The following is a 20,227-nucleotide window of genomic DNA, read 5'->3' as shown; positions in this document are numbered from 1 at the left end:
CTGTCCTCCCCTGGGTGTGAACCTCTCACCCAGGACACTGCGAAGGAGGGCTAAATGGTTGCCTCCTTCACAGGTTGGTCATATTCACGCTCCGCGGTAGGTGCCGAAACTCCACCGGTTGCCCTCGGCGTCGGCGACCGTGAAGCCCCGCGACCCGTAGTCCTCGTCGCGCAGCCCGCGGATCTCCACCGCCCCGTGCGCGAGCGACTTCGCGTGGATCTCGTCCGGCCGGTCGGTCACCACGTAGACGGATCCGGCGCCGGCCGCGGTCGCCTCTACCTCGCCGACCGAGCGCACGGCGGACCCCAGCATCACGCCGCCACCCTCGGGCCAGACCAGCTCGCAGTGGACGACCTCGCCCTCGGCCTCGCCGGGCACGACGAGGTGTTCCTGGAACCCGAACGCCTCCACCAGGAAACGGATCGCGGCGGGAGCGTCCCGATAGGACAACGTGGGCCAACAGGTAGGTGCAGGTGTAGTCATAGGAACAACTCTGCGCCCTAGGCCAGCTCGCTGCCTTGTACGAATGGAAGCTCGGCCGCCATCCATTCGGTCGGGGTCGCCCCGCACAACGCCCGCCAGTCCCGGTTGAAGTGCGCCTGGTCGGTGTAGCCGCAGGCAGCGGCCACCTCGGTCAACGTGGGCCGGCGCTCGCCGCGCAGCATCCGGTTGGCGCGCTCGAACCGCATCACCCGGCCCATGATCTTGGGCGTCAGGCCGTACTCCGCCGCGAACCGCGCGCTCAGGTGCTGCCTGCTCCACCCGACCTCGGCGGCGATCTCGGCCACCGGCGCCCCCGCCGCGAGCCGCTGCCACGCCCACGCCACCTCGACCTGCTGTTTCACCGGCCGCACCAACCGGCCCAGCACGTCGTCCATGCGCGCGAACCGGTCCGTCCACGTCGTGGCTTCCTGCAGTCGTTCGCGCAGCTCGGCCGCCGGGGCGTCCAGCGAGTCGAGCCCCACGGTGGTCGCCGCGAGCTCGCCGGCGGGCAGGCCGAAGAACGCCCGCATCCCCAAGGGTGTGAGGTCGCACTGGACCCCGTGCTGGAACCCGTCGTGGGTGATGATCACGGCCTCGTCGTGCAGGCCGCCGCACAGCGTGGCGAACCGGCCCTCTGCGAGATCGACGGTGCCGTCCATCGTCACGACCAGCGTCAGCGAGCGCGACGGCAGGCCGCGGTGCACACCGGGCTCGGTCACCATCCGATACCCCGAGTACCGCGTCACGAAGGGCCGCAGCCGCGGGTGCGGCAGGCCGACGACGTGCTCGACGTCCACGTCCGGAGGCTAACCCAAGAACTCCCTGACCGCGGCGATGTACTCGGCAGGCCGGGTGAGCAGCAGCGAATGGCCACCGTCCGGGAAGCTCCGCACCTCGCAGCCGGGGTGCAGATCGAGCAGCCGCCGCTGGTGCGCGGCGGTGACCAACGGGTCGTCGTCGTCGGCGGCCAGCAAGAGGACCGGGCCCTGCCATCCCGGCCGCAGATCGCCGGACGTGCGGGCGAGGTCGAGGAGATAGGCGTAGGAGTTCACGACCCCGTCCCGGCCACCGCGCCGGTAGGCGGCCTCGACCTGGGCGATCCAGAAGTCGGCGTCGGCCGACCCCGGCCAGGCCGCGCGCAACGTCGGCCGCGCGGTGTCCAGCACCTCCTCCAGCGGCGTGGTCCGGAGCGCGGCGAGCTTGCCCGCGAGCCGGTCGACGTCCTCGGGCCCGTACAGCCCGGTACCGCTGAACACCAGCGAGGCAACGCGATCGGGAGCCTGATCGACGAGCACCTGGGCGACCATGCCGCCCGCCGACTGGCCCACGACGTGCACGCGGTCGACTCCTTCCGCCTCGAGCACCGCGAGAAGACCGTCCACGAGCTCGCTCATCGTGGTGGCGAAAGGCGGGTAGTCGACGGTGATCGTCCGGTGGTCGTCGTGCAGCGCGAGTGCGAGGTCGAGCCAGCCGATGCCGATGCCCACACCGCCGGGCAGGAGCAGCACGACGTCCTCACCCTTGCCCGCGCTGTAGTACGTCCAGCCGTTCAGCTCCTCCCGCGCGAAGACCCTGCCGAACTCCGCCGCCCGCTCCTCGATCGTCACGCCGTCCCCCTCAGAACAACTCCCCCAGCACCAGCAACGCCGCTCCCACAGGTACCAGATCCGGGCCGTACGAGGTGATGCTCACGTCCACCTCGGGCATCGCCGCCAGGTACTCCTCCGGCGCCTCCAGCACCGACCGTCCACTCAGGACTACCTGGTCCAGGTCCAGCAGCTGCACGAGGTTCGCCACCGCCGCACCGAGCACCCGCGGCGCATCCGCCCCGGCTCCAGCGTGCACCGCCTCGACACACCCTCGCCGCCCGCACACGCAAATCGGTCCATCGAGCTGGATCGTGGTGTGCCCGAACTCCCCCGCACCGGACCGCGCACCGCGATGAATCTCGCCGCCCAGCAGCAGCCCCGCGCCCAGACCCGTGCCCGCGAACACCACCGCCGCATCCCGCATCGGCCGCAGCCACGCCTCGGCGAGCACCGCCACGTTCGTGTCCTTGTCGAGCACGACCGGCAGCCCCAGCCGTTGTTCGGCCAGCGCCCGCAACGGCACGCCCGCCCAGCCCGGCAGCGCGTTCGGTGACACGACACCGTCGCGGAAGTCGAGCGGACCAGCACTCCCGATGCCGAGCCCCAGCACCCGTTCGCCCGGCTCCACCAGCCGCTCCAGCGCGTCTAGAACGTCGTCCGGCGTGAACCCGGCGGCCAGCGGCACGATCGACGACGACTTGACCTCGCCCGTCAGGTCGAGCAGCACGACCCGCAGCTCATCGCGGTCCACGTGCGCACCCCACGCGTAGGCGCCGTCCGCGACCACCTGGAGGGCCGTCCTGGGCTTGCCCCTGCCCCCGTCGCGGACCGTTCCGGTCTCTTCCAACAGCCCCTCGGCCATGAGCCGCGCCACGATCTTCGAGACCGCCTGCGGGGTGAGCCCGGCGGCGGCAGCGATGTCCGCCCTGGTCAGAGCCCCGGACCTGACCAGTCCGAGCACGGTCCGGTTGTTGTGCGAACGCAGTGAGGTGAGGTCCACGTAGCGATTATGCAACAGCGTTGCTTTAATCGTGGGCATGACACGTGTGGGACTGCTGGGCTACGGCATCGCGGGACGGGTCTTCCACGCCCCGCTCATCTCCTCGACCGAGGGCATGGACCTCGTCGCGATCGTCACGGCGAACCCGGAGCGGCAGGCGCAGGCCCGCGCCGCCTACCCGGACGCGGCGATCGTCACCGCCGACGAACTGTTCGCGCTGGACCTCGACCTCATCGTCGTCGGCACACCGAACAAGACGCACGTCGAGTACGCGAAGCGCGCGATCGACAAGGGCGTCGCGGTCGTCGTCGACAAGCCGTTCGCGCCGAGCAGTGCCGAGGCGAAGGACCTCGTGGCCTCAGCCCGAGCGAAGGGCGTGCCACTGACGGTCTTCCAGAACCGCCGCTGGGACAGCGATTTCCTCACCGTGCGCAAGATCATCGGCCAATTGGGGGACATTCGGCGGTTCGAGTCTCGATACGAGCGCTGGGTGCCCGAGATCTGGGACAACTGGCGTGAGTTCGGCTCGCCCGAGGAGGCCGGCGGCCTGCTGTACGACCTCGGCGCGCACCTCGTCGACCAGGCCCTGCAGCTCTTCGGCCCGGTCAGGAGCGTCTACGCGGAGCTGGATCTGCGCCGTCCCGGCGTCCAGGTCGACGACGACGTGTTCGTGGCGCTCACGCACGAGAACGGCGTCCGCTCCCACCTGTGGGCGAGCGCGCACGCCGCCCACCACGGGCCGCGGTTCCGGGTGCTCGGCAGCGAGGGCGCGTTCGTGATCAGCGGCATGGACGAGCAGGAGGACGCGCTCGACGCCGGTCGCCGTCCGACCGATGCCGGCTGGGGTCACGAGGACCGGGCCGGTGAGCTGGGCGTACTCGACAAGACCACCGAGGTGCCCGTCGAACGCGGCGCCTACCAGACCTTCTACGCCGAACTGCAGGCCGGCCGCGTTCCCGTCGACCCCGCGGGCGCCGTGCACGCGCTCGAGGTCATCGAGGCCGCCTTCACGTCCGCGCGCGAGAACCGGGTGGTGCAGCTGTGACCACCAGCGAAGAGCTGCTCGCCCAGGAGGAGCGCCTCCAGTTCGAGAGCTTCGGCAACGACACCGCGATCGAGCTCGGCCTGCACCTGCTCAAGGCCGCCCGTGAGCAGGGCCTCAGCATCGCGATCTCGGTGCAGCGCAACGGACATCGGCTCTTCCACGCCGCTCTGCCCGGCACGGCGCCGAACAACGACAGGTGGCTGGAACGCAAGGCCCGCGTGGTCGAGTTGTTCGGCAACAGTTCGTTCTACGTCGGCACGACGTTCCGCGAAAAGGGCACGACGTTCGAGGTGGAGTCACGCCTCGACCCGGACCTGTACGCGGCGCACGGAGGCGTCTTCCCGGTCATCGTGCGGGGCACCGGACCGGTCGGCACCGTCGGCGTGTCCGGACTGCCGCAGGCCGAGGACCACGCGTTCGTCGTGACTCAGTTGGAATCGTTCCTGAACGATCAGGTGGCGTAATAGCACGAATAGTCGTGGGTACAAAATCCAGACTTTCGCCGCACGTCGCATCTAAGGACGCACCTGCGCATTGATACACACCACTTCGAGTAGCTTTCAGCCCACTCGGAGTGGTGTCGTATAGCAGCCGAGCATCCCTCACCAATGCGCACAAAAGGGTGATCCTACTGGGCCAAACGAGTGGCCTATTCCACACTTGCGCGAATAGACAAAGGTCACTCCCCTGCGGGTGCGGAAGTAGTTGCGTAGGGCATCAGTTGTACGCTCGGTAGCATCCACAGGCGTAAGCCACCCACCCGAATGTCGCCTTCTTGGCCCCTTCCCAGGGCTCAATCGCGAGAACTAACGTCCGTTCCGGCTTATCGGATTGGTCCATTAGCGCATTGAGATAGGTGGGTGTGGGTTGTGACTGTGACGGATTCTGACCTCAATGAGGGCCGTCAGCAGCTGAGTTTGGGCACGGCCGCCGCGCGAAATCTGGCCACGACCACCAAGTCCGTCCCGCAGATGCAGGGAATCACTTCCCGCTGGCTGCTCAAGGTGCTGCCCTGGGTCCAAGCCGCGGGTGGTGCTTACCGCGTTAACCGCCGTCTCACCTACACGTTGGGCGATGGCCGCGTCTCGTTCACCAACATCGGCGCCGACATCCGCGTCGTGCCCCAGGAACTGACCGAGCTGTCGCTGCTGAAGGGCTTCGACGACGAGGCCGTGCTGGCCGCGCTGGCCGGCCGCTTCCGGCAGCAGGAGTTCGGCATCGGCGACCTGATCGTCGAGAAGGGCCGTCCGAAGGACACCGTCGTGCTGATCGCGCACGGCAAGGTCGACAAGGTCGGCACCGGCGAGTACGGCGGCGACACCGTCCTGGGCAACCTCGCCGACGGCGAGTACTTCGGCGAGACCGTGCTGGCCGGCCCGCAGGGCGACTGGGAGTACTCCGCCAAGGCGGTCACCCCGGTCACCGTGCTCACGTTGTCATGGCAGGACTTCCAGGCGCTCAACGGCGAAGCCGGGGGCCTGCGCGCGCACATCCAGCAGGCCTTCAACAGCCGCAGCAAGCCGCAGAACGACTTCGGCGAGGCCGAGATCGGCATGTCGGCCGGTCACGACGGCGAGCCCGTGCTGCCCGGCACGTTCGTCGACTACGAGCTCTCGCCACGCGAGTACGAGCTGAGCGTCGCGCAGACCGTGCTGCAGGTCCACACGCGGGTCGCGGACCTCTACAACCAGCCGATGGACCAGGTCGAGCAGCAGTTGCGGCTCACGATCGAAGCCCTGCGCGAGCGCCAGGAGCACGAGATCGTCAACAACCGGTCGTTCGGCCTGCTGCACAACGCGGACCTCAAGCAGCGCATCCACACCCGCTCCGGCCCGCCCACCCCGGACGACTTCGACGAGCTGCTCTCGGTGGTGTGGAAGGACCCCGGTTACTTCCTCGCCCACCCGCGCACGATCGCGGCGTTCGGCCGGGAGCTGAACAAGCGCGGCATCTACCCGCAGCACATCGACTTCAACGGCCAGTCCGTCCCGGCGTGGCGCGGCATCCCGGTGCTGCCCTGCAACAAGATCCCGATCTCGGACACCCGCACCTCGTCGGTCATGCTGATCCGCACCGGCGAGCAGAACCAGGGCGTCATCGGCCTGCACCAGACCGGAATCCCGGACGAGTACCAGCCGGGCCTGTCGGTGCGGTTCATGGGCATCAACGACCAGGCGATCATCAACTACCTGGTCAGCGCCTACTACTCGGCCGCCATCATGGTGCCGGACGCGATCGGCGTCCTGGAGCACGTCGAGCTCGGCCGCGAGGGCTGAGTTGACAGCCTTCACCATGCCGGAGTTCTACGTGCCGCACCCGGCACGGATGAACCCGCACCTCGAGCGCGCCCGCGTCCACTCGACACAGTGGGCGCGGGACATGGGCATGCTCGGCACCGGGGTGTGGACAGAGGAGATCCTCGCGGGCGACGACTACGGGTTCATGTGCGCGTGGACCCACCCCGACGCCCCCGCGGAGATCCTCGACCTCATCACGGACTGGTACGTCTGGGTGTTCTACTTCGACGACGAGTTCTTCGCGGAGTTCAAGCAGAGCAAGGACATCGCGGGTGCGAAGGCGTATCTGGACCGGTTGCCGGCGTTCATGCCGATCAACGGCACGGACCCGTCACCGGAGCCGGCGAACCCGACCGAACGCGGCCTCGTCGACCTCTGGCAGCGGACGATCCCGCTGATGTCGCAGGACTGGCGGCGCCGGTTCACCACGAGCACCCACAACCTGCTGCTCGAGTGCATGTGGGAGATCAAGAACATGGCGTCCGGCACGGTCGCCAACCCCATCGAGTACATCGAGATGCGCCGCAAGGTCGGCGGCGCACCGTGGTCGGCGAACCTGGTGGAGGTCTCCGAAGCAGCCGAGGTGCCCGCGTCCATCGCGGGCACCCGGCCGCTGCGGGTCCTCTCCGACACGTTCTCCGACGCGATCCACCTGCGCAACGACATCTTCTCGTACGAGCGGGAAGTGCAGCGCGAAGGCGAGAACTCCAACGGGGTGCTCGTGTTCGAGAAGTTCTTCGGCCACGACACGCAGACCGCGGTCGAGGCCGTGAACACGCTGCTGACCTCCCGGCTGCACCAGTTCGAGAACACCGTGTTCACCGAACTGCCTCTGCTCTTCACCGAGAGCGGCATCGACCCGGTGGAGCAGGCTCGCGTGCTCAAGTACGTGAAGGGTCTGCAGGACTGGCAGTCCGGCGGGCACGAGTGGCACCTGCACGCCGGCCGCTACACCAAGGTCGAGGGCGGGGGTGCGGGCAACTCGGCGTTCTTCCGCACGATCCTGCGCGGGCCGACCGGCCTGGGCACGTCCGGCGCGTGGCTGGGGGTGGCTCGTGGTTGAGGCTCCGTCATTCGGCATGCCTTTCGCGGCAAGGCTTTCACCGCACGTCGACCGGGTGCGCCAGCACACCAGGACCTGGGTGCGGGACATGGGGATGCTGAACGGGCTGCCGTGGACCGAGGCGTTCTACGACGCCGCGGACTACGGCGGCTTCGCGCCGCTCACCCACCCCACAGCATCGCTGGACGACCTGAAGCACATCAGCGACTGGCACACGTGGGGTTTCTACCTGCACGACGCGTTCCGGGAGGGCTTCCTCCGGCCGCGCAACGTGGCCGGCGGCAAGGAGTTCATCGCGCGGCTCAAGGCGATCCTGGCGGACTCCTCGGTGCCACCGATGATCCCGGCCGAGAAGGGCCTGTCGAACCTTGTCTCACGGTCCACTTTGGACGACGAGGACCGGGCAGGCGTCACGGACCTGCTGGACGGCCTGTTGTGGGAGCTGCACAACACGGCTCAGGGCCGGGTGCCCGACCCGATCGACCTCGTGGAGATGCGCCGCAAGACCAACGCCGCCGACCTGTCCGCGAAGCTCGCGCGGGCATCGGTCGGCGCCGACCTGCCCGCGGAGTTGTTGCGCAACTCCACGATGCGCGCGCTGGTCGACTCGTTCGGCGACGTTCCCGGTCTGCGCCAGGAGATTCTCGGGTTCGACGCCGTGTACGGCACCGGTGCCAGCACGACCAGTGCGGTGCTCGCGGTGCAGCAGTTCTTCGAATGCGAGGCGCAGCAGGCCGTCGACGTCGTCGGTGACCTGGTCGCGGCTCGGTTGAGGCAGATCGGCGCGATCATCGCCGAGCTGCCGTCGATCGCGGACGAGTACGCCCTCGACGAGGCCGCGCGTGCCGGGCTGCACCGGTACGTCGAGGCGCTCAAGTCGTGGCTCGCCGGTGAGCTGCTGTGGACGCAGCGGTCCGGCCGGTTCAGCTTCTCCCCCACCCCCGCCAGAAGGTCGTTCCACGCGCCTTCGGGACTCGGCACAGCCGCAGTTCTTGTCCGCTAGTTCCATCACCGCACCAACAGATTGGCAGGACCAGCAGTGACTGTTACCGATCCGGGTCTTGGGGTCGAGGACCAGCCGATGAGCCTGTCGCGGGCCGCTGCTCGCAACCTCGCTACGACCACCAAGTCCGCACCCCAGATGCAGGGGATCTCGCCGCGGTGGCTGCTGCGCTCGCTGCCGTGGGTGGAGGCCAAGGGGGGCGCCTTCCGGGTCAACCGGAGGCTCAGCTTCGCGATCGGTGACGGCCGCGTCACGTTCACCAGCGTCGGTTCCGAGGTGCGGCCGGTACCGCAGGAGCTCGCGGAGTTCCCGCTGCTGCGCGGTTTCGAGGACGAGGACGCCCTCACCGCGCTCGCCAGCCGGTTCCAGCAGCGCGAGTACCAGCCGGGCGAGGTGATCGCGGAACGCGGTGGCCCCGCGGACCAGATCGTCGTCATCGCGCACGGCAAGGTGGCCAAGACCGGTCTCGGCGAGTACGGGGACGAGGTGTCGCTCGGCACGGTCGCCGACGGCGAGCACTTCGGTGACCAGGAGGTGCTGTCCGGCACCGAGGCGTCCTGGCAGTTCACCGCGCGTGCGTTGACGCCGACCACCGTCGTGGTGCTGTCGCGGTCGACGTTCCAGCAGCTCAACGGCCAGATCGAGCTGCTGCGCGAGCACATCGCGCAGCAGCTGGCGAACCCGTCGAACGCGCAGAACAAGCACGGCGAGGCCGAGATCGACATCTCGTCGGGACACGACGGCGAGCCGACGCTGCCCGGCACGTTCGTCGACTACGAACTGCGCCCGCGGGAGTACGAGCTCTCGGTGGCGCAGACGATCCTGCGCGTCCACACGCGCGTGGCCGACCTCTACAGCCAGCCGATGGACCAGGTCGAGCACCAGTTGCGGCTGACGATCGAGGCTCTGCGTGAGCGGCAGGAGTTCGAGCTCATCAACAACAAGGAGTTCGGCCTGCTCGCCAACGCCGACCTCAAGCAGCGGGTCAGCACCCAGTCCGGCCCGGTCACGCCGGACGACATGGACGAGCTGATCTCCCGCCGCCGCAACACCAAGCTGATCCTGGCGCACCCCAAGGCGATCGCGGCGTTCGGCCGGCAGCTGTCCGCGCGCGGCCTGTACGCGCCGACGGTGGAGGTCGAGGGCAAGCCGCTGCAGTCGTGGCGGGGCATCCCGATCGCGCCGTGCGACAAGATCCCGGTCAACAAGAACGGCACCACGTCGATCCTCGCGATGCGGCTCGGCGAGGAGAAGCAGGGCGTCATCGGCCTGCGCCAGACCGGCATTCCGGACGAGTACGAGCCGGGCCTGAACGTGCGGTTCATGGGCATCGACGAGCACGCGATGCTCAAGTACCTGGTGTCGACGTACTACTCGGCCGCCGTCCTGGTTCCGGACGCGCTGGGCGTGCTGGAGAACGTGGAGATCGGTCTCTAGTCATGACCGCCGAGATGTCCTCTGGAATGACCGAAGCACTCGCCGCGGGGAGATCCGCCGGCGAGGTGCTCGCGTGGAGCCGGAGCCTGGTGGCCCCGGCTCTGCGCAGGGCCGTGGGCCAGCTGCCGGAGTCGATGCGCACGATCGCGGAGTACCACTTCGGGTGGCGCGACGAGCACGGCAACCCGGTGCTGGAGAACGGCGGCAAGGCGATCCGTCCCGCGATGGTGCTGCTGGCGGCCGAGGCCGTCGGTGGCACCGCCGCCGCGGCGATCCCCGCTGCCGTGGCGGTGGAGCTGATCCACAACTTCTCGTTGCTGCACGACGACGTGATGGACCACGACGAGACGCGTCGCCACCGCGCAACCGCGTGGACGGTGTTCGGCGTGAACGCGGCGATCCTGGCCGGCGACGCGTTGCAGGCATTGGCCGTGGACGTGCTTGCGGCGTCGGGGCATCCCCGCGCGTTGGAGGCCGTCCGGACGTTGGGTGACGCCGTCGTAGCGTTGCTCGACGGGCAGGCCTACGACCTCGACTTCGAGGTGCGCACCGACGTGAAGGTCGACGAGGTCATCACGATGGCGCTGGGCAAGACCGGCGCTCTGCTCGGTGCCTCAACGGCTTTGGGCGCGTTATACGGCGGCGGCACCGACAGGCAGGTCGAGTCGTTGCGCGGGTACGGCACGCAGCTGGGGCTCGCGTTCCAGCACGTGGACGACCTGCTCGGCATCTGGGGCGACCCCTCGGTCACGGGCAAGGCCGCGCACATGGATCTGCACAACCGCAAGAAGTCGCTGCCGGTGGTGTGGGCGCTGACGTCCGGCAGTGCGGCCTCGGCCGAGCTGGCGTCGCTCTACTTCCGGGACGCGGAGCTGTGGCCGGCCGATCTGGCGCGGGCCGCCGCGCTGGTGGAGGCCGCGGGTGGCCGGGCGTGGAGCCAGACGCAGGCAGACGAGCTGCACACGCAGGCGCTGGTGCATCTCGGCGACGCTTCCCCGACCGCGCGTGCGGCGGTGGAGCTCGGCACGCTCGCCGAACTGGTCACCCATCGAGACCACTGAAAGGCCCCCGATGACGGAAGATCCGCCGCGCTCCGTGCTGCTCGCTTCACCCCGGTCGTTCTGCGCCGGGGTGGAGCGTGCCATCGAGATCGTGGAACGGCTGCTCGACCAGCGCGGCGGCCCCATCTACGTGCGCAAGCAGATCGTGCACAACGTCCACGTGGTCCGGAATCTGGAGGAACGCGGCGCCGTCTTCGTGGACGAGCTCGACGAGGTGCCGCCCGGTGCCACCGTCGTGTTCTCCGCGCACGGCGTCTCCCCCGCCGTGCGCACCGAGGCCGTGTCACGGACGTTGGACGTGCTGGACGCGACGTGTCCTCTGGTGACGAAGGTGCACGCCGAGGCGCGGCGGTTCGCCGAACGCGGTGACACGATCATCCTGATCGGGCACGCCGGGCACGAGGAAGTCGAAGGGACAGTGGGGGAAGCGCCGGACCGCATGGTGCTGGTCGAGACCGTCGAGGACGTTGAGGCGCTGGAGATCTCGGGTCCGGTGTCGTACCTGACGCAGACGACGCTGGCCCTGGACGAGACGGCCGAGGTGATCGAGGCCCTGCAGCGGAAGTTCCCGCAGCTGCGCGGGCCTGGCACCGACGACATCTGCTACGCGACCACGAACCGGCAGATCGCCGTCAAGGCCGTGGCCGAACAGGCCGACCTCGTGCTGGTCGTAGGCTCGAAGAACTCGTCGAACTCGGTGCGGATGGTCGAGCTGGCCGCGCGCGGTGGCACGCCCGCCTACCTGATCGACGACGCCTCGGAGATCGACCCCGCCTGGCTCGAGGGTGTGTCGGCGGTCGGGCTGTCGGCCGGTGCGTCTGCTCCTCCCGAGCTGGTGGACGAGGTCGTGGAGGCCTTGCGGGCACTGGGTTCCGTCTCCGTCTCGACGCACACGACGGCGACCGAGACGATCGCCTTCACGCTGCCGCTGGCGGTGCGCCGTGCTGGCTGACATCGCCTCGCCGGCCGACGTCCGGGCGTTGTCCTCCTCCGCGCTTTCCGGTCTGGCCGCCGAGATCCGGGCGTTCCTGATCTCCAAGGTGCACCGCACCGGCGGCCACCTGGGCCCGAACCTGGGCGCGGTCGAGCTGACCATCGCGGTGCACCGGGTCTTCGCCTCACCGGCCGACGTGGTGCTGTTCGACACCGGGCACCAGTCGTACGTGCACAAGATGCTGACCGGCCGGTGCACCGACTTCGACTCGCTGCGCCAGGCCGGCGGCATGTCCGGTTATCCGTCCGCCGCCGAGTCCGCACACGACGTCGTCGAGAACTCGCACGCCTCCACCGCACTGTCCTATGCGGACGGTCTGGCGAAGGCGTTCGAACTGGCCGGCACCGATCGCCGGGTGGTCGCGATCGTCGGCGACGGCGCGCTGACCGGCGGGATGTGCTGGGAGGCGTTGAACAACATCGGCGGGTCGACGCGCCCGGTCGTCGTTCTGCTGAACGACAACGGCCGTTCCTACGACCCGACCGCGGGCGGCTTCGCGGCGTCGTTGCTCAACGGCTCGGCCCGGCATCTCTTCGAGGCGCTGGGGCTCGCGTACATCGGCGAGGTCGACGGCCACGACGTGCACGCGGTCGAGAACGCGCTGTGGGAGGCGAAAACGCTCGGCCGCCCGGTCGTGGTGCACTGCAAGACCGTGAAGGGCAAGGGTTACGCCGCCGCCGAGACCGACGAGTCCGATCGCATGCACGCTGTCGGGGCCTCCGGGGCCGCGCCGGGGCGGACGTGGACCGACGCGTTCTCCGACGAGATCCTGGCGATCGGCGCGGAACGCCCCGACATCGTCTGCCTGACCGCGGCGATGCTGGAACCGGTGGGGCTGCGGCCGTTCGCCCAGCGGTTCCCCTCCCGGGTCTTCGACGTCGGTATCGCCGAGCAGCACGCCGTGACGTCCGCGGCGGGCATGGCGATGGGCGGGCTGCACCCGGTCGTCGCCATCTACGCGACCTTCCTGTCCCGTGCGTTCGACCAGCTGCTGATGGACGTGGCGCTGCACCGGTTGCCGGTGACGTTCGTGCTCGACCGCGCCGGGGTGACCGGCCCGGACGGCGCGTCGCACCACGGCATGTGGGACGCCTCGGTGCTTCCCGTCGTGCCCGGCCTGCGCCTGGCGGCTCCGCGCGATCCGGCAACGCTCGCCGAGTTGCTGCGCGAGGCCGTCGCGGTGCCGGACGGGCCGACGGTCCTGCGGTATCCCAAGGCGGCGGTCGGACCGGACGTGCCCGCGCTGCGCCGCGTGAGCCACTTCGACGTGCTGCGCGAGGTTCCGGACGCCGAGGTGCTGCTGATCGCGGTCGGCCCGCTGGCCGGTCCGTGCCTGGCGGCGGCCGAAGAGCTTGCGGCACATGATGTCCGCGTCAACGTGGTCGATCCGCGCTGGACCGCACCGCTGGATCCGCACCTCGTCAAGTACAGCGGCCGGCACCGCCTGGTGCTGGCGGTGGAGGACACGACGGCGACGGGCGCGTTGGGCGCACGGCTCGGTCAGGCGCTGACGGGCACACCGACGTGCGTCGCGACGTTCGCACTACCGCCCCGTTTCCTGCCGCACGACTCACGGGCGCGCATCCTGCGTGCGCACGGCCTGGACGCGGCGGGCATCACGACGAGCGTGCTGAAGCGGCTCGCCGGGAAGTGACGTACCAGCCGATCGCGAACGACACCACGATCGCCCCGGCACCGACGAGCGGAGCTTTGAGCTCGGCCGGCAGGTCGAGGGGCCGCAACGCGGTCGCGAGGCACAGCAGGATCGGCCCCTGCACGACGAACGCGACGTAGGCGGACCGCGCCAGCCCCTCGGTGAAGGGCCCCTGGCCGGTCAGCCTGCGTTGCGCGAGGCCGATGAGCCACAGACTGCCCGCGACGACCAGGATTCCCTCGATCGCGGCGAGCACGAACGCCTGCCATCTCCATCCGCCCAGGAACGGGTCGGCGTTCTTCGAGAGGTCGAGCACGCCGAGGAGCACCGCGGCTACCGGCAGCACCGCGATCGTGGCGACGACGACGTTGCGCGTGGCCTTGTAGATCTCGTCCGGCACCCGTTCGGCGAGCTTGCGGCCACCGATCGCGCCGAGCAGGAACATGCCCAGGCACTGCGGCCACCACCACAGGTGCAGATCGCCGACCTGACCGCTTCTGGCCGGGAAGACCAGGCGGGTCAGGAACGTCGCCCCGGCCACGACCATCGTCATGCCCACGACGTGTTTGGTCGTGATGACGCGTTCCTTGATGGGCGGCCCGAACGCCACGGCGATGCTGAAGATCAGCAGCACGCCGACGAACCAGAGCGATCCGCTGTCCAGGAACGGATCCCGGTGCGTGAAGGCGTGCCACCACGAGACGTTCTGCCCGGCACCGTTGTAGGCGATCCACACGAAGGTGGGCCAGACGAGGACCGCGCTGACGATCCACGGCGTGCCGAGCCGGATCAGCCGGTCGGTGATGAAGCGCGCCCGGCCTTTGCGCTCGATCGAGCCGGGCGTGAAGATGCCGGCCATGAAGTAGAAGGTGCCCATGAAGAACAGCCCCGACGGCCCGATCAGCGCGGCCAGCGCGGTCTCCACGCCGGGGTCGAACGTGACCTCGTTGACCTCGTCGTACGGCCAGCCGCCGACCGCGGCGTAGCCCAGCAGCGCGTGGCCGCCGATGACCCACGCCACGAGGATCACCTTCAGGTTGTCCACAGCGGACAATCTCACGGATTCCATGGTCCGCTTCCGGGGCCTGGAAAGCCACCGCCAAGGAGCCGTGCCGTGGCTAGGCCGTCGCCGGGCCGTGTCCTGTGAGTCCGTTCGATGGGAGTCACGGCCGAGAGGGCTTCTGGTGCCGCCGCGGATCCGTAGACTGGGCCGTCAGGAGCCCCCGCGGGCACGGCCGTCGCGGCGAGACCTGCCGGACACGGCTCAGGGCCGGTCGCCCGTGTAGACGCCGAGTGCCCGGAACCGCAGACCGGGCTCCGTGTACTCCTCCACCGCGTGCGCGATCCACCCCACGATGCGGGCGATCGCGAAGATGGCCTCGCCGGCGTCCGGCGGCATCTTGAACATCAGACCGAGCTGGGCCAGCGCGAGGTCGACGTTCGGGAACGACTGCGGCTGGGCGGCGATGATCTTGTCCGCCACCAGGTCGCCGTGGCTCCTCAGCAGCGCGAGCAGGTGGTCGGCGCGCGGGTCGCGATTGACGTAGACGCGGTGGCCGAAGCCGGGGACGGGCTGGCCCGCGCGCAGGTGCTCGGCGACGGCGCCCATCGGGTCCGACTCGGCCTGGGCCAGGAACCGGTGCGCGATGGTCGTGGCGGTGCCGTGCTTCTGGCCCTCCATCGCGCCCAGACCGGCCGACACCACGGCGTACGGATGGGCGCGGGCGGAGGCGGCGACGCGGGCGGCCATCGTCGAGACGGCGAGGTCGTGGTCGGCCAGCAGGATCAGGGCTGCGTTCAGCACGTCCGGCGCCGGGGGCAGCGGGGACAGGCGGGCCCACAGGCGGTCGGCGATGTCGGTGCCCTTGGGCGGCGCCACCAGCGGCAGCGACTCGACCACGTCGGCGATCATGGCTTTGGCCGTGGTGATGGAACGGTCGAGGTCGAACCGCAGCGGGTCGCCCGCGCTGGCCAGCGCCACGGCCACCCGGATGCGGTCGGTCAGCGTCGCGCTCTCCGGGAGGGCCATCCAGATCTCCTGGCCCTCCGGGAACTGCAGGCCGGCCGAGTCGATCTCGGTCCACAGCCAGTGCGCCACGTCCTCGAAGCGCTTGGTGCCGGAGAGCTCGGGCACGGAGCGGCCGCGGTAGTAGAGGCGATCGTTCTCCAGCAACGAGATGCGCGTGCGGATGCGATCGGTCACAGCGGCCACTGCTCCACGCGCACCAGTGCGGTGCGCCAGGGTCTCCACCTCGGCCACGTCGAACATGCTCTGGCGGTTGACCTTCGTGCTGGTCAGGAGGCCGCGGCTGACGTACGCGTAGACCGTCGCCGGTTTCACGCCCAGGCGACGGGCAGCTTGATTCGTCGTCAACATTGATTCCATCAACGTTGACTGTACATGACATGTTGACGGAGCCTGTTGTACATGTTGATTGATGCACCCAAAGGGCTTAAAGACGTCGTCGTCACCACGACCCTGATCGGGGACGTGAACGGTGCCGCGGGCTACTACCACTACCGCGAGCACGACGCGATCGAGCTGGCCAGGACCCGGTCGTTCGAGGACGTGTGGTTCCTCTTCGTCGAGGGCCGGCTGCCGGCGCCGGACGAGAGCGCGCTGTTCAGGGCGCAGACCGCGGCCTTGCGCGAGCTTCCTGCCAGCATCAACGAGGTGTTGCCCGCCATCGCGCGGTCGGGCTGCACCGCACTCGCCGGGCTGCGGACGGCGCTGTCGATGCTGCCGTCGCAGCCGATGTGGGACGCGCCGATGGCGTCACGCAAGGCCGACGCGCTTCGGGTGTCGGCGATGACGCCGACCATCCTGGCCGCACTGCACCGGCTCAAGCTCGGACTTGACCCGGTCAACCCCAGGGTTGATTTGTCAACGTCGGCGAACTGGTTGTACATGTTGACCGCACTGGAGCCGTCAACGTGGACGAGCCGTGCAGTCGAGCAGTACTTGATCGCGACGATCGACCACGGGTTCAACGCGTCAACGTTCACGGCACGCGTGGTCGCGAGCGCCGGCGCGGACGTCGTGTCCGCGGTGACGGCGGCGATCGGGACCTTCTCCGGGCCGCTGCACGGTGGCGCACCGGACCGGGCGCTGGAGTCGCTGGACCTCATCGGGACGCCGGGCAACATCGACGCCTGGGTCAGGGAGCGCATCGAGCAGGGCGACCGGATCATGGGCTTCGGCCACGCCGTCTACAAGACGGAGGACCCGCGGGCGCGCCTGCTCAAGGAGATCGCGCTCGAGAACCCCACCCCGCTGACCGAGTTCGCGGTGACCGTCGAACGCCGCGTCACCGAGCTCCTGGAAGAGCTGAAGCCCGGCCGGCAGCTGTACGCGAACGTGGAGTTCTACGCCGGCGTGGTGATGGAGCAGTGCGGCATCCCGCGGGAGATGTTCACGCCGACCTTCGCGTGCAGCCGGGTGATCGGGTGGTGTGCCAACGCGCTCGAACAGTCCGAGGACACGAAGATCATCCGCCCGGTCGCCCGGTACACGGGTCCCCCGCCGAAAATCGCACAGTCCCGAATCAAGTGAGGTAGCGCAGTTCGTTGCCCACTCGGGCACGGTCGCGGTCGACGACGTCGGAGGAGCCTGCCAGGCCGGCGTTGCGGTCGCGGTGCCGGTCGAGCCAGACGGAGATACCTGCCAGAACCAGAACAATCGCTGCAAGAGTCATGGCACTAAGTTTGCGACCATCCAGATCCCGCCAACAGTGGCAGATCCGACGTGGTGCGCTAATATTCTGCCATGCTCCGGTCAGTGGCGGTTCCTCTCATCGACGGCGTCGCGCCGTTCGAGTTCGGCCTGCTCTGCGAGGTGTTCGGCATCGACCGGACCGAGGAGGGCGTGCCGCTGGTCGACTTCCGCGTGTGCGGCGAGCTCCCGAACCAGCCGGTGCCCACGGGCATCCGCGGCGTGAGCATCACCCCCGAGTACGGCTTCGACGCGCTGCTGGACGCCGACCTGGTCGCTCTCCCCGCCGCGAGCGTCCGCGACACCTACCCGGAGAAGCTGGTCAAGGCACTGCAGGAGACGGAAGCGACGCTGCTCAGCGTGTGCAGCGGGGCGTTCATCCTCGGCGCTGCCGGGCTGCTCGACGACCGGCACTGCACCACGCACTGGCGGGAGGCGCGGCAGTTCAGGGAGCGCTTCCCGAAGGCTCATCTGGACCCGGACGTGCTCTACGTCGACGACGGCAACATCATCACCAGCGCCGGCACCGCCGCGGGCATCGACGCCTGCCTGCACCTGGTCCGGCGTGAGCTCGGCACCAAGGTCGCCAACATCATCGCGCGCCGGATGGTCGTGGCACCGCAGCGCGACGGCGGTCAGCGGCAGTTCGTGGAGCTCCCGATCCCCGAGTGCAGCACCGACAGCCTCGAACCGGTGCTGGAGCAGGTGCTCGCCACGATCGCGGACAACCACACGGTGGCGTCCATGGCGAAGCTCGCCGTCACGTCCGAGCGGACGTTCGCGCGCAGGTTCGTCGCGGAGACCGGCACGACCCCGAACAAGTGGCTCTCACTCCAACGGGTACTTCACGCGCGCAGGCTGCTCGAGGAGACCGACCTGGACGTCGACGCCGTCGCGACCAGGTCAGGCTTCGGCACCGCCGCACTCCTCCGGCACCACTTCCATCGCGTCGTCGGCGTCGCACCGAGCGATTACCGCCGCACATTCGCCTGTCGATAGCCGCGCGAAGATCTTCTCCGAGATCTCCCGCAACGACTCGACCTCGTCCTCGCTGAGCTGGTCGAACACCAGCGCGCGCACGATCTCGGCATGCGAGGGCGCGGCGTCCTCGATCGCGGTCCGGCCGAGGTTCGTCAGCACGACGAACGACCCGCGCCCGTCACTGCCGCAGTTCTCCCTGCGCACCAGGCCGCGCTTCTCCATCCGCGCCACGTGATGTGAGATGCGGCTCTTCTCCCAGTGCAACAGCCGTGCGAGCTCAAGCACGCGTACGCGCCCGTCAGACGTGTCGGTGAGCTGCACCAACACCGCGAAGTCGGCCATCGAGATGTCCGAGTCGACCGACATTTGCCTGCTCAGGTGCGCATTGAGCTCCCCCTGCATGCGGACGTACGCACGCCACGCCCGCTGCTGTTCAGCTTCCAACCATCGTGTCACCCGCTCAGCATACGGGAATAGTTGACACATCATCCAGGTTGGTGCAGGGTAGATGACAGATCAACCAATCGGACGCAGCAACCTGAAGGGCACTCCCATGACCACGGCCACCAACCTCTCCGCTCTGACCGGCGACTACGTCATCGACGGCTCGCACTCCCGCATCGGCTTCGTCGCCCGTCACGCGATGGTCACGAAGGTTCGTGGTGCGTTCAACGAGTTCGACGGCAAGATCAAGATCGACGGTGACAAGCCGGAGAACACCACCGCCGAGGTGACCCTGAAGGTCGCCAGCATCGACACCCGCAACGCGCAGCGCGACGGTCACCTGACCACCAACGACTTCCTCGAGGCCGAGACCTACCCGGAGATCACGTTCGTCTCGACCTCCGCGAAGCAGATCGACGACGACAACTTCGAGATCACCGGCGACCTCACCATCAAGGGCGTCACCAAGAGCATCTCGATCCCGTTCGCCTTCGAGGGCGTGGCCGTCGACCCGTACGGCCAGACCCGCGTGGGCTTCGAGGGCTCGCACACCATCAACCGCAAGGACTACGGCGTCACCTGGAACGCCGCGCTCGAGACCGGCGGCGTCCTGGTCAGCGAGAAGGTCGTCCTCGAGTTCGAGATCTCCGCGGTCAAGCAGGCCTGACCACGGCCACCGGGCACGGGGCGTGGTAGATCAGGGCCTGCGAGGTAGACCCGAGCAGCATCCCGGCGAATCCGCCACGCCCCCGTGAACCCACCACCAGCAGTCCGGCGCGTTCCCCCAGCTCCAGCAGCAGGGGGATCGGCCGCTCCCCCACCACGAGCTGCTCGACCGGCACGTCCGGGTACTTCTCCAGCCACCCCGACAGCCGCGCCGCGAGCAACGACGACTGTTCGTCGATGTGCGCCATCGCCGCCACGAGCGGCACACCGGACGCCGCCGCCTCCTCGAACCCGAAGCCCAGCGCCGGGTCCGACCCAGGCGAGAGGTCGACGCCCACCACCACGGGCCCGTCGTGCCGTTCTCCGCGCACCACCACTACGGGACACTCCCCGTGCACGGACAGCGCCACGGCCGTTGAACCCACCAAGGCCCCGGTGAACCCGCCCAGCCCGTGCGACCCCACCACGATCTGACGCGCGCGTGCAGACTCCGCGAGCAACACGGGCGTGGGGTGTTCCATCCGCAGGTCGTGCTCCACGGGTACGTCCGGTGCTTCCGCCTGTGCGACGGCAACGGCCTGAGAGAGCCACATCCGCCCCTGGTCGTACATGGCCGAACGCAGCTCACGGGCCGATGAGATGACCTCCGGGTAGCCGCGCGTCGGCAGCGTGTACGCGTGCACCAGCCGCAACGGCGCCGAGTGCACCGCGCACGACCGCGCGGCCCACGCCACCGCGGCCAGCGCGGACGAGGAACCGTCGACTCCGACGACAACGGGAAGACCGCTCATGATCCCA

At 69.0% G+C, this 20,227-nt stretch carries 21 protein-coding genes; 12 read left to right on the top strand and 9 right to left on the bottom strand.

Features of this window, described 5'->3' with window-relative positions; translation table 11 throughout:
* Window positions 1–84: 84 nt before the first annotated feature.
* From ACIA8G_RS07720 to ACIA8G_RS07705, 4 genes are read right to left on the bottom strand one after another with little or no spacing between them, the layout of a single operon-like run.
* Entirely contained in the window at window positions 85–483 is a 399-nt protein-coding gene (locus ACIA8G_RS07720) for a VOC family protein (RefSeq protein WP_396417548.1), read from the bottom strand.
* A 17-nt stretch (window positions 484–500) separates the two neighbouring features.
* Entirely contained in the window at window positions 501–1,280 is a 780-nt protein-coding gene (locus tag ACIA8G_RS07715) for a helix-turn-helix domain-containing protein (RefSeq protein WP_396417547.1), read from the bottom strand.
* Window positions 1,281–1,289: 9 nt separating this feature from the next.
* Entirely contained in the window at window positions 1,290–2,090 is an 801-nt protein-coding gene (locus ACIA8G_RS07710; protein WP_396417546.1) for an alpha/beta fold hydrolase, read from the bottom strand.
* A 10-nt stretch (window positions 2,091–2,100) separates the two neighbouring features.
* Window positions 2,101–3,072 (bottom strand): ROK family transcriptional regulator, encoded by a 972-nt coding sequence (locus tag ACIA8G_RS07705; RefSeq protein WP_396417545.1) that lies wholly within the window; start codon window positions 3,070–3,072, stop codon window positions 2,101–2,103.
* A gap of 37 nt (window positions 3,073–3,109) precedes the next feature.
* Here ACIA8G_RS07705 and ACIA8G_RS07700 point away from each other — a divergent pair, with 37 nt between their 5' ends.
* From ACIA8G_RS07700 to ACIA8G_RS07660, 9 genes are all read left to right on the top strand, one after another.
* Window positions 3,110–4,117, top strand: a complete 1,008-nt coding sequence (locus ACIA8G_RS07700; protein WP_396417544.1) for a Gfo/Idh/MocA family oxidoreductase — start codon at window positions 3,110–3,112, stop codon at window positions 4,115–4,117.
* Window positions 4,114–4,581 (top strand): heme-degrading domain-containing protein, encoded by a 468-nt coding sequence (locus ACIA8G_RS07695; RefSeq protein WP_396417543.1) that lies wholly within the window; start codon window positions 4,114–4,116, stop codon window positions 4,579–4,581. The genes ACIA8G_RS07700 and ACIA8G_RS07695 overlap by 4 nt, the downstream gene beginning before the upstream one ends.
* 405 nt (window positions 4,582–4,986) lie before the next feature.
* Window positions 4,987–6,393 carry a family 2B encapsulin nanocompartment shell protein gene (locus ACIA8G_RS07690; RefSeq protein ID WP_396417542.1) on the top strand — a complete coding sequence of 469 codons (1,407 nt, stop codon included), beginning with the start codon at window positions 4,987–4,989 and terminating at the stop codon, window positions 6,391–6,393.
* A gap of 1 nt (window position 6,394) precedes the next feature.
* A complete protein-coding gene (locus tag ACIA8G_RS07685; protein WP_396417541.1) occupies window positions 6,395–7,477 on the top strand; it encodes a hypothetical protein in 1,083 nt (360 codons plus the stop codon).
* A 16-nt stretch (window positions 7,478–7,493) separates the two neighbouring features.
* Window positions 7,494–8,480: a hypothetical protein gene (locus ACIA8G_RS07680; RefSeq protein WP_396417540.1), complete on the top strand. Its 987-nt coding sequence runs from the start codon at window positions 7,494–7,496 to the stop codon at window positions 8,478–8,480.
* Window positions 8,481–8,516: 36 nt separating this feature from the next.
* A complete protein-coding gene (locus ACIA8G_RS07675; protein ID WP_396417539.1) occupies window positions 8,517–9,917 on the top strand; it encodes a family 2B encapsulin nanocompartment shell protein in 1,401 nt (466 codons plus the stop codon).
* Window positions 9,918–9,919: 2 nt separating this feature from the next.
* Entirely contained in the window at window positions 9,920–10,978 is a 1,059-nt protein-coding gene (locus ACIA8G_RS07670) for a family 2 encapsulin nanocompartment cargo protein polyprenyl transferase (protein ID WP_396417538.1), read from the top strand.
* 10 nt (window positions 10,979–10,988) lie between these two features.
* A complete protein-coding gene (locus tag ACIA8G_RS07665; protein WP_396417537.1) occupies window positions 10,989–11,930 on the top strand; it encodes a 4-hydroxy-3-methylbut-2-enyl diphosphate reductase in 942 nt (313 codons plus the stop codon).
* Entirely contained in the window at window positions 11,920–13,626 is a 1,707-nt protein-coding gene (locus tag ACIA8G_RS07660) for a 1-deoxy-D-xylulose-5-phosphate synthase (protein WP_396417536.1), read from the top strand. The genes ACIA8G_RS07665 and ACIA8G_RS07660 overlap by 11 nt, the downstream gene beginning before the upstream one ends.
* On the opposite strand, the gene ACIA8G_RS07655 is transcribed toward ACIA8G_RS07660, so the two are convergent.
* Complete coding sequence (locus ACIA8G_RS07655) at window positions 13,589–14,686, bottom strand: acyltransferase (protein ID WP_396417535.1); 1,098 nt, start codon at window positions 14,684–14,686, stop codon at window positions 13,589–13,591. The genes ACIA8G_RS07660 and ACIA8G_RS07655 overlap by 38 nt on opposite strands.
* Window positions 14,687–14,890: 204 nt before the next feature.
* A complete protein-coding gene (locus tag ACIA8G_RS07650; RefSeq protein ID WP_396417534.1) occupies window positions 14,891–16,012 on the bottom strand; it encodes a citrate synthase in 1,122 nt (373 codons plus the stop codon).
* Between the two features lie 42 nt (window positions 16,013–16,054).
* Here ACIA8G_RS07650 and ACIA8G_RS07645 point away from each other — a divergent pair, with 42 nt between their 5' ends.
* Window positions 16,055–17,179, top strand: coding sequence for a citrate/2-methylcitrate synthase (locus ACIA8G_RS07645; RefSeq protein WP_396417533.1), 1,125 nt, complete (start codon window positions 16,055–16,057; stop codon window positions 17,177–17,179).
* On the opposite strand, the gene ACIA8G_RS07640 is transcribed toward ACIA8G_RS07645, so the two are convergent.
* Window positions 17,172–17,321 (bottom strand): hypothetical protein, encoded by a 150-nt coding sequence (locus ACIA8G_RS07640; RefSeq protein ID WP_396417532.1) that lies wholly within the window; start codon window positions 17,319–17,321, stop codon window positions 17,172–17,174. The genes ACIA8G_RS07645 and ACIA8G_RS07640 overlap by 8 nt on opposite strands.
* Window positions 17,322–17,392: 71 nt before the next feature.
* On the opposite strand from ACIA8G_RS07640, the gene ACIA8G_RS07635 reads away from it, so the two are divergent.
* The gene (locus ACIA8G_RS07635) at window positions 17,393–18,337 is read left to right on the top strand and encodes a helix-turn-helix domain-containing protein (RefSeq protein WP_396417531.1); all 945 of its coding nucleotides are present in this window, start codon (window positions 17,393–17,395) and stop codon (window positions 18,335–18,337) included.
* Here ACIA8G_RS07635 and ACIA8G_RS07630 read toward each other — a convergent pair.
* Window positions 18,242–18,775 carry a MarR family winged helix-turn-helix transcriptional regulator gene (locus tag ACIA8G_RS07630; protein ID WP_396417530.1) on the bottom strand — a complete coding sequence of 178 codons (534 nt, stop codon included), beginning with the start codon at window positions 18,773–18,775 and terminating at the stop codon, window positions 18,242–18,244. The genes ACIA8G_RS07635 and ACIA8G_RS07630 overlap by 96 nt on opposite strands.
* Window positions 18,776–18,872: 97 nt before the next feature.
* On the opposite strand from ACIA8G_RS07630, the gene ACIA8G_RS07625 reads away from it, so the two are divergent.
* Complete coding sequence (locus ACIA8G_RS07625) at window positions 18,873–19,430, top strand: YceI family protein (RefSeq protein ID WP_396417529.1); 558 nt, start codon at window positions 18,873–18,875, stop codon at window positions 19,428–19,430.
* Here ACIA8G_RS07625 and ACIA8G_RS07620 read toward each other — a convergent pair.
* Complete coding sequence (locus tag ACIA8G_RS07620) at window positions 19,417–20,220, bottom strand: universal stress protein (RefSeq protein ID WP_396417528.1); 804 nt, start codon at window positions 20,218–20,220, stop codon at window positions 19,417–19,419. The two genes, ACIA8G_RS07625 and ACIA8G_RS07620, sit on opposite strands and share 14 nt — an antisense overlap.
* Window positions 20,221–20,227: the final 7 nt, after the last annotated feature.

The sequence above is a fragment of the Lentzea sp. NPDC051213 genome (assembly GCF_044455585.1).
In the GTDB taxonomy this organism is placed as follows: domain Bacteria; phylum Actinomycetota; class Actinomycetes; order Mycobacteriales; family Pseudonocardiaceae; genus Lentzea.
The sequence above is the reverse complement of the archived record's forward strand: the minus strand, read 5'-3'. Positions and strand labels throughout refer to the sequence as shown.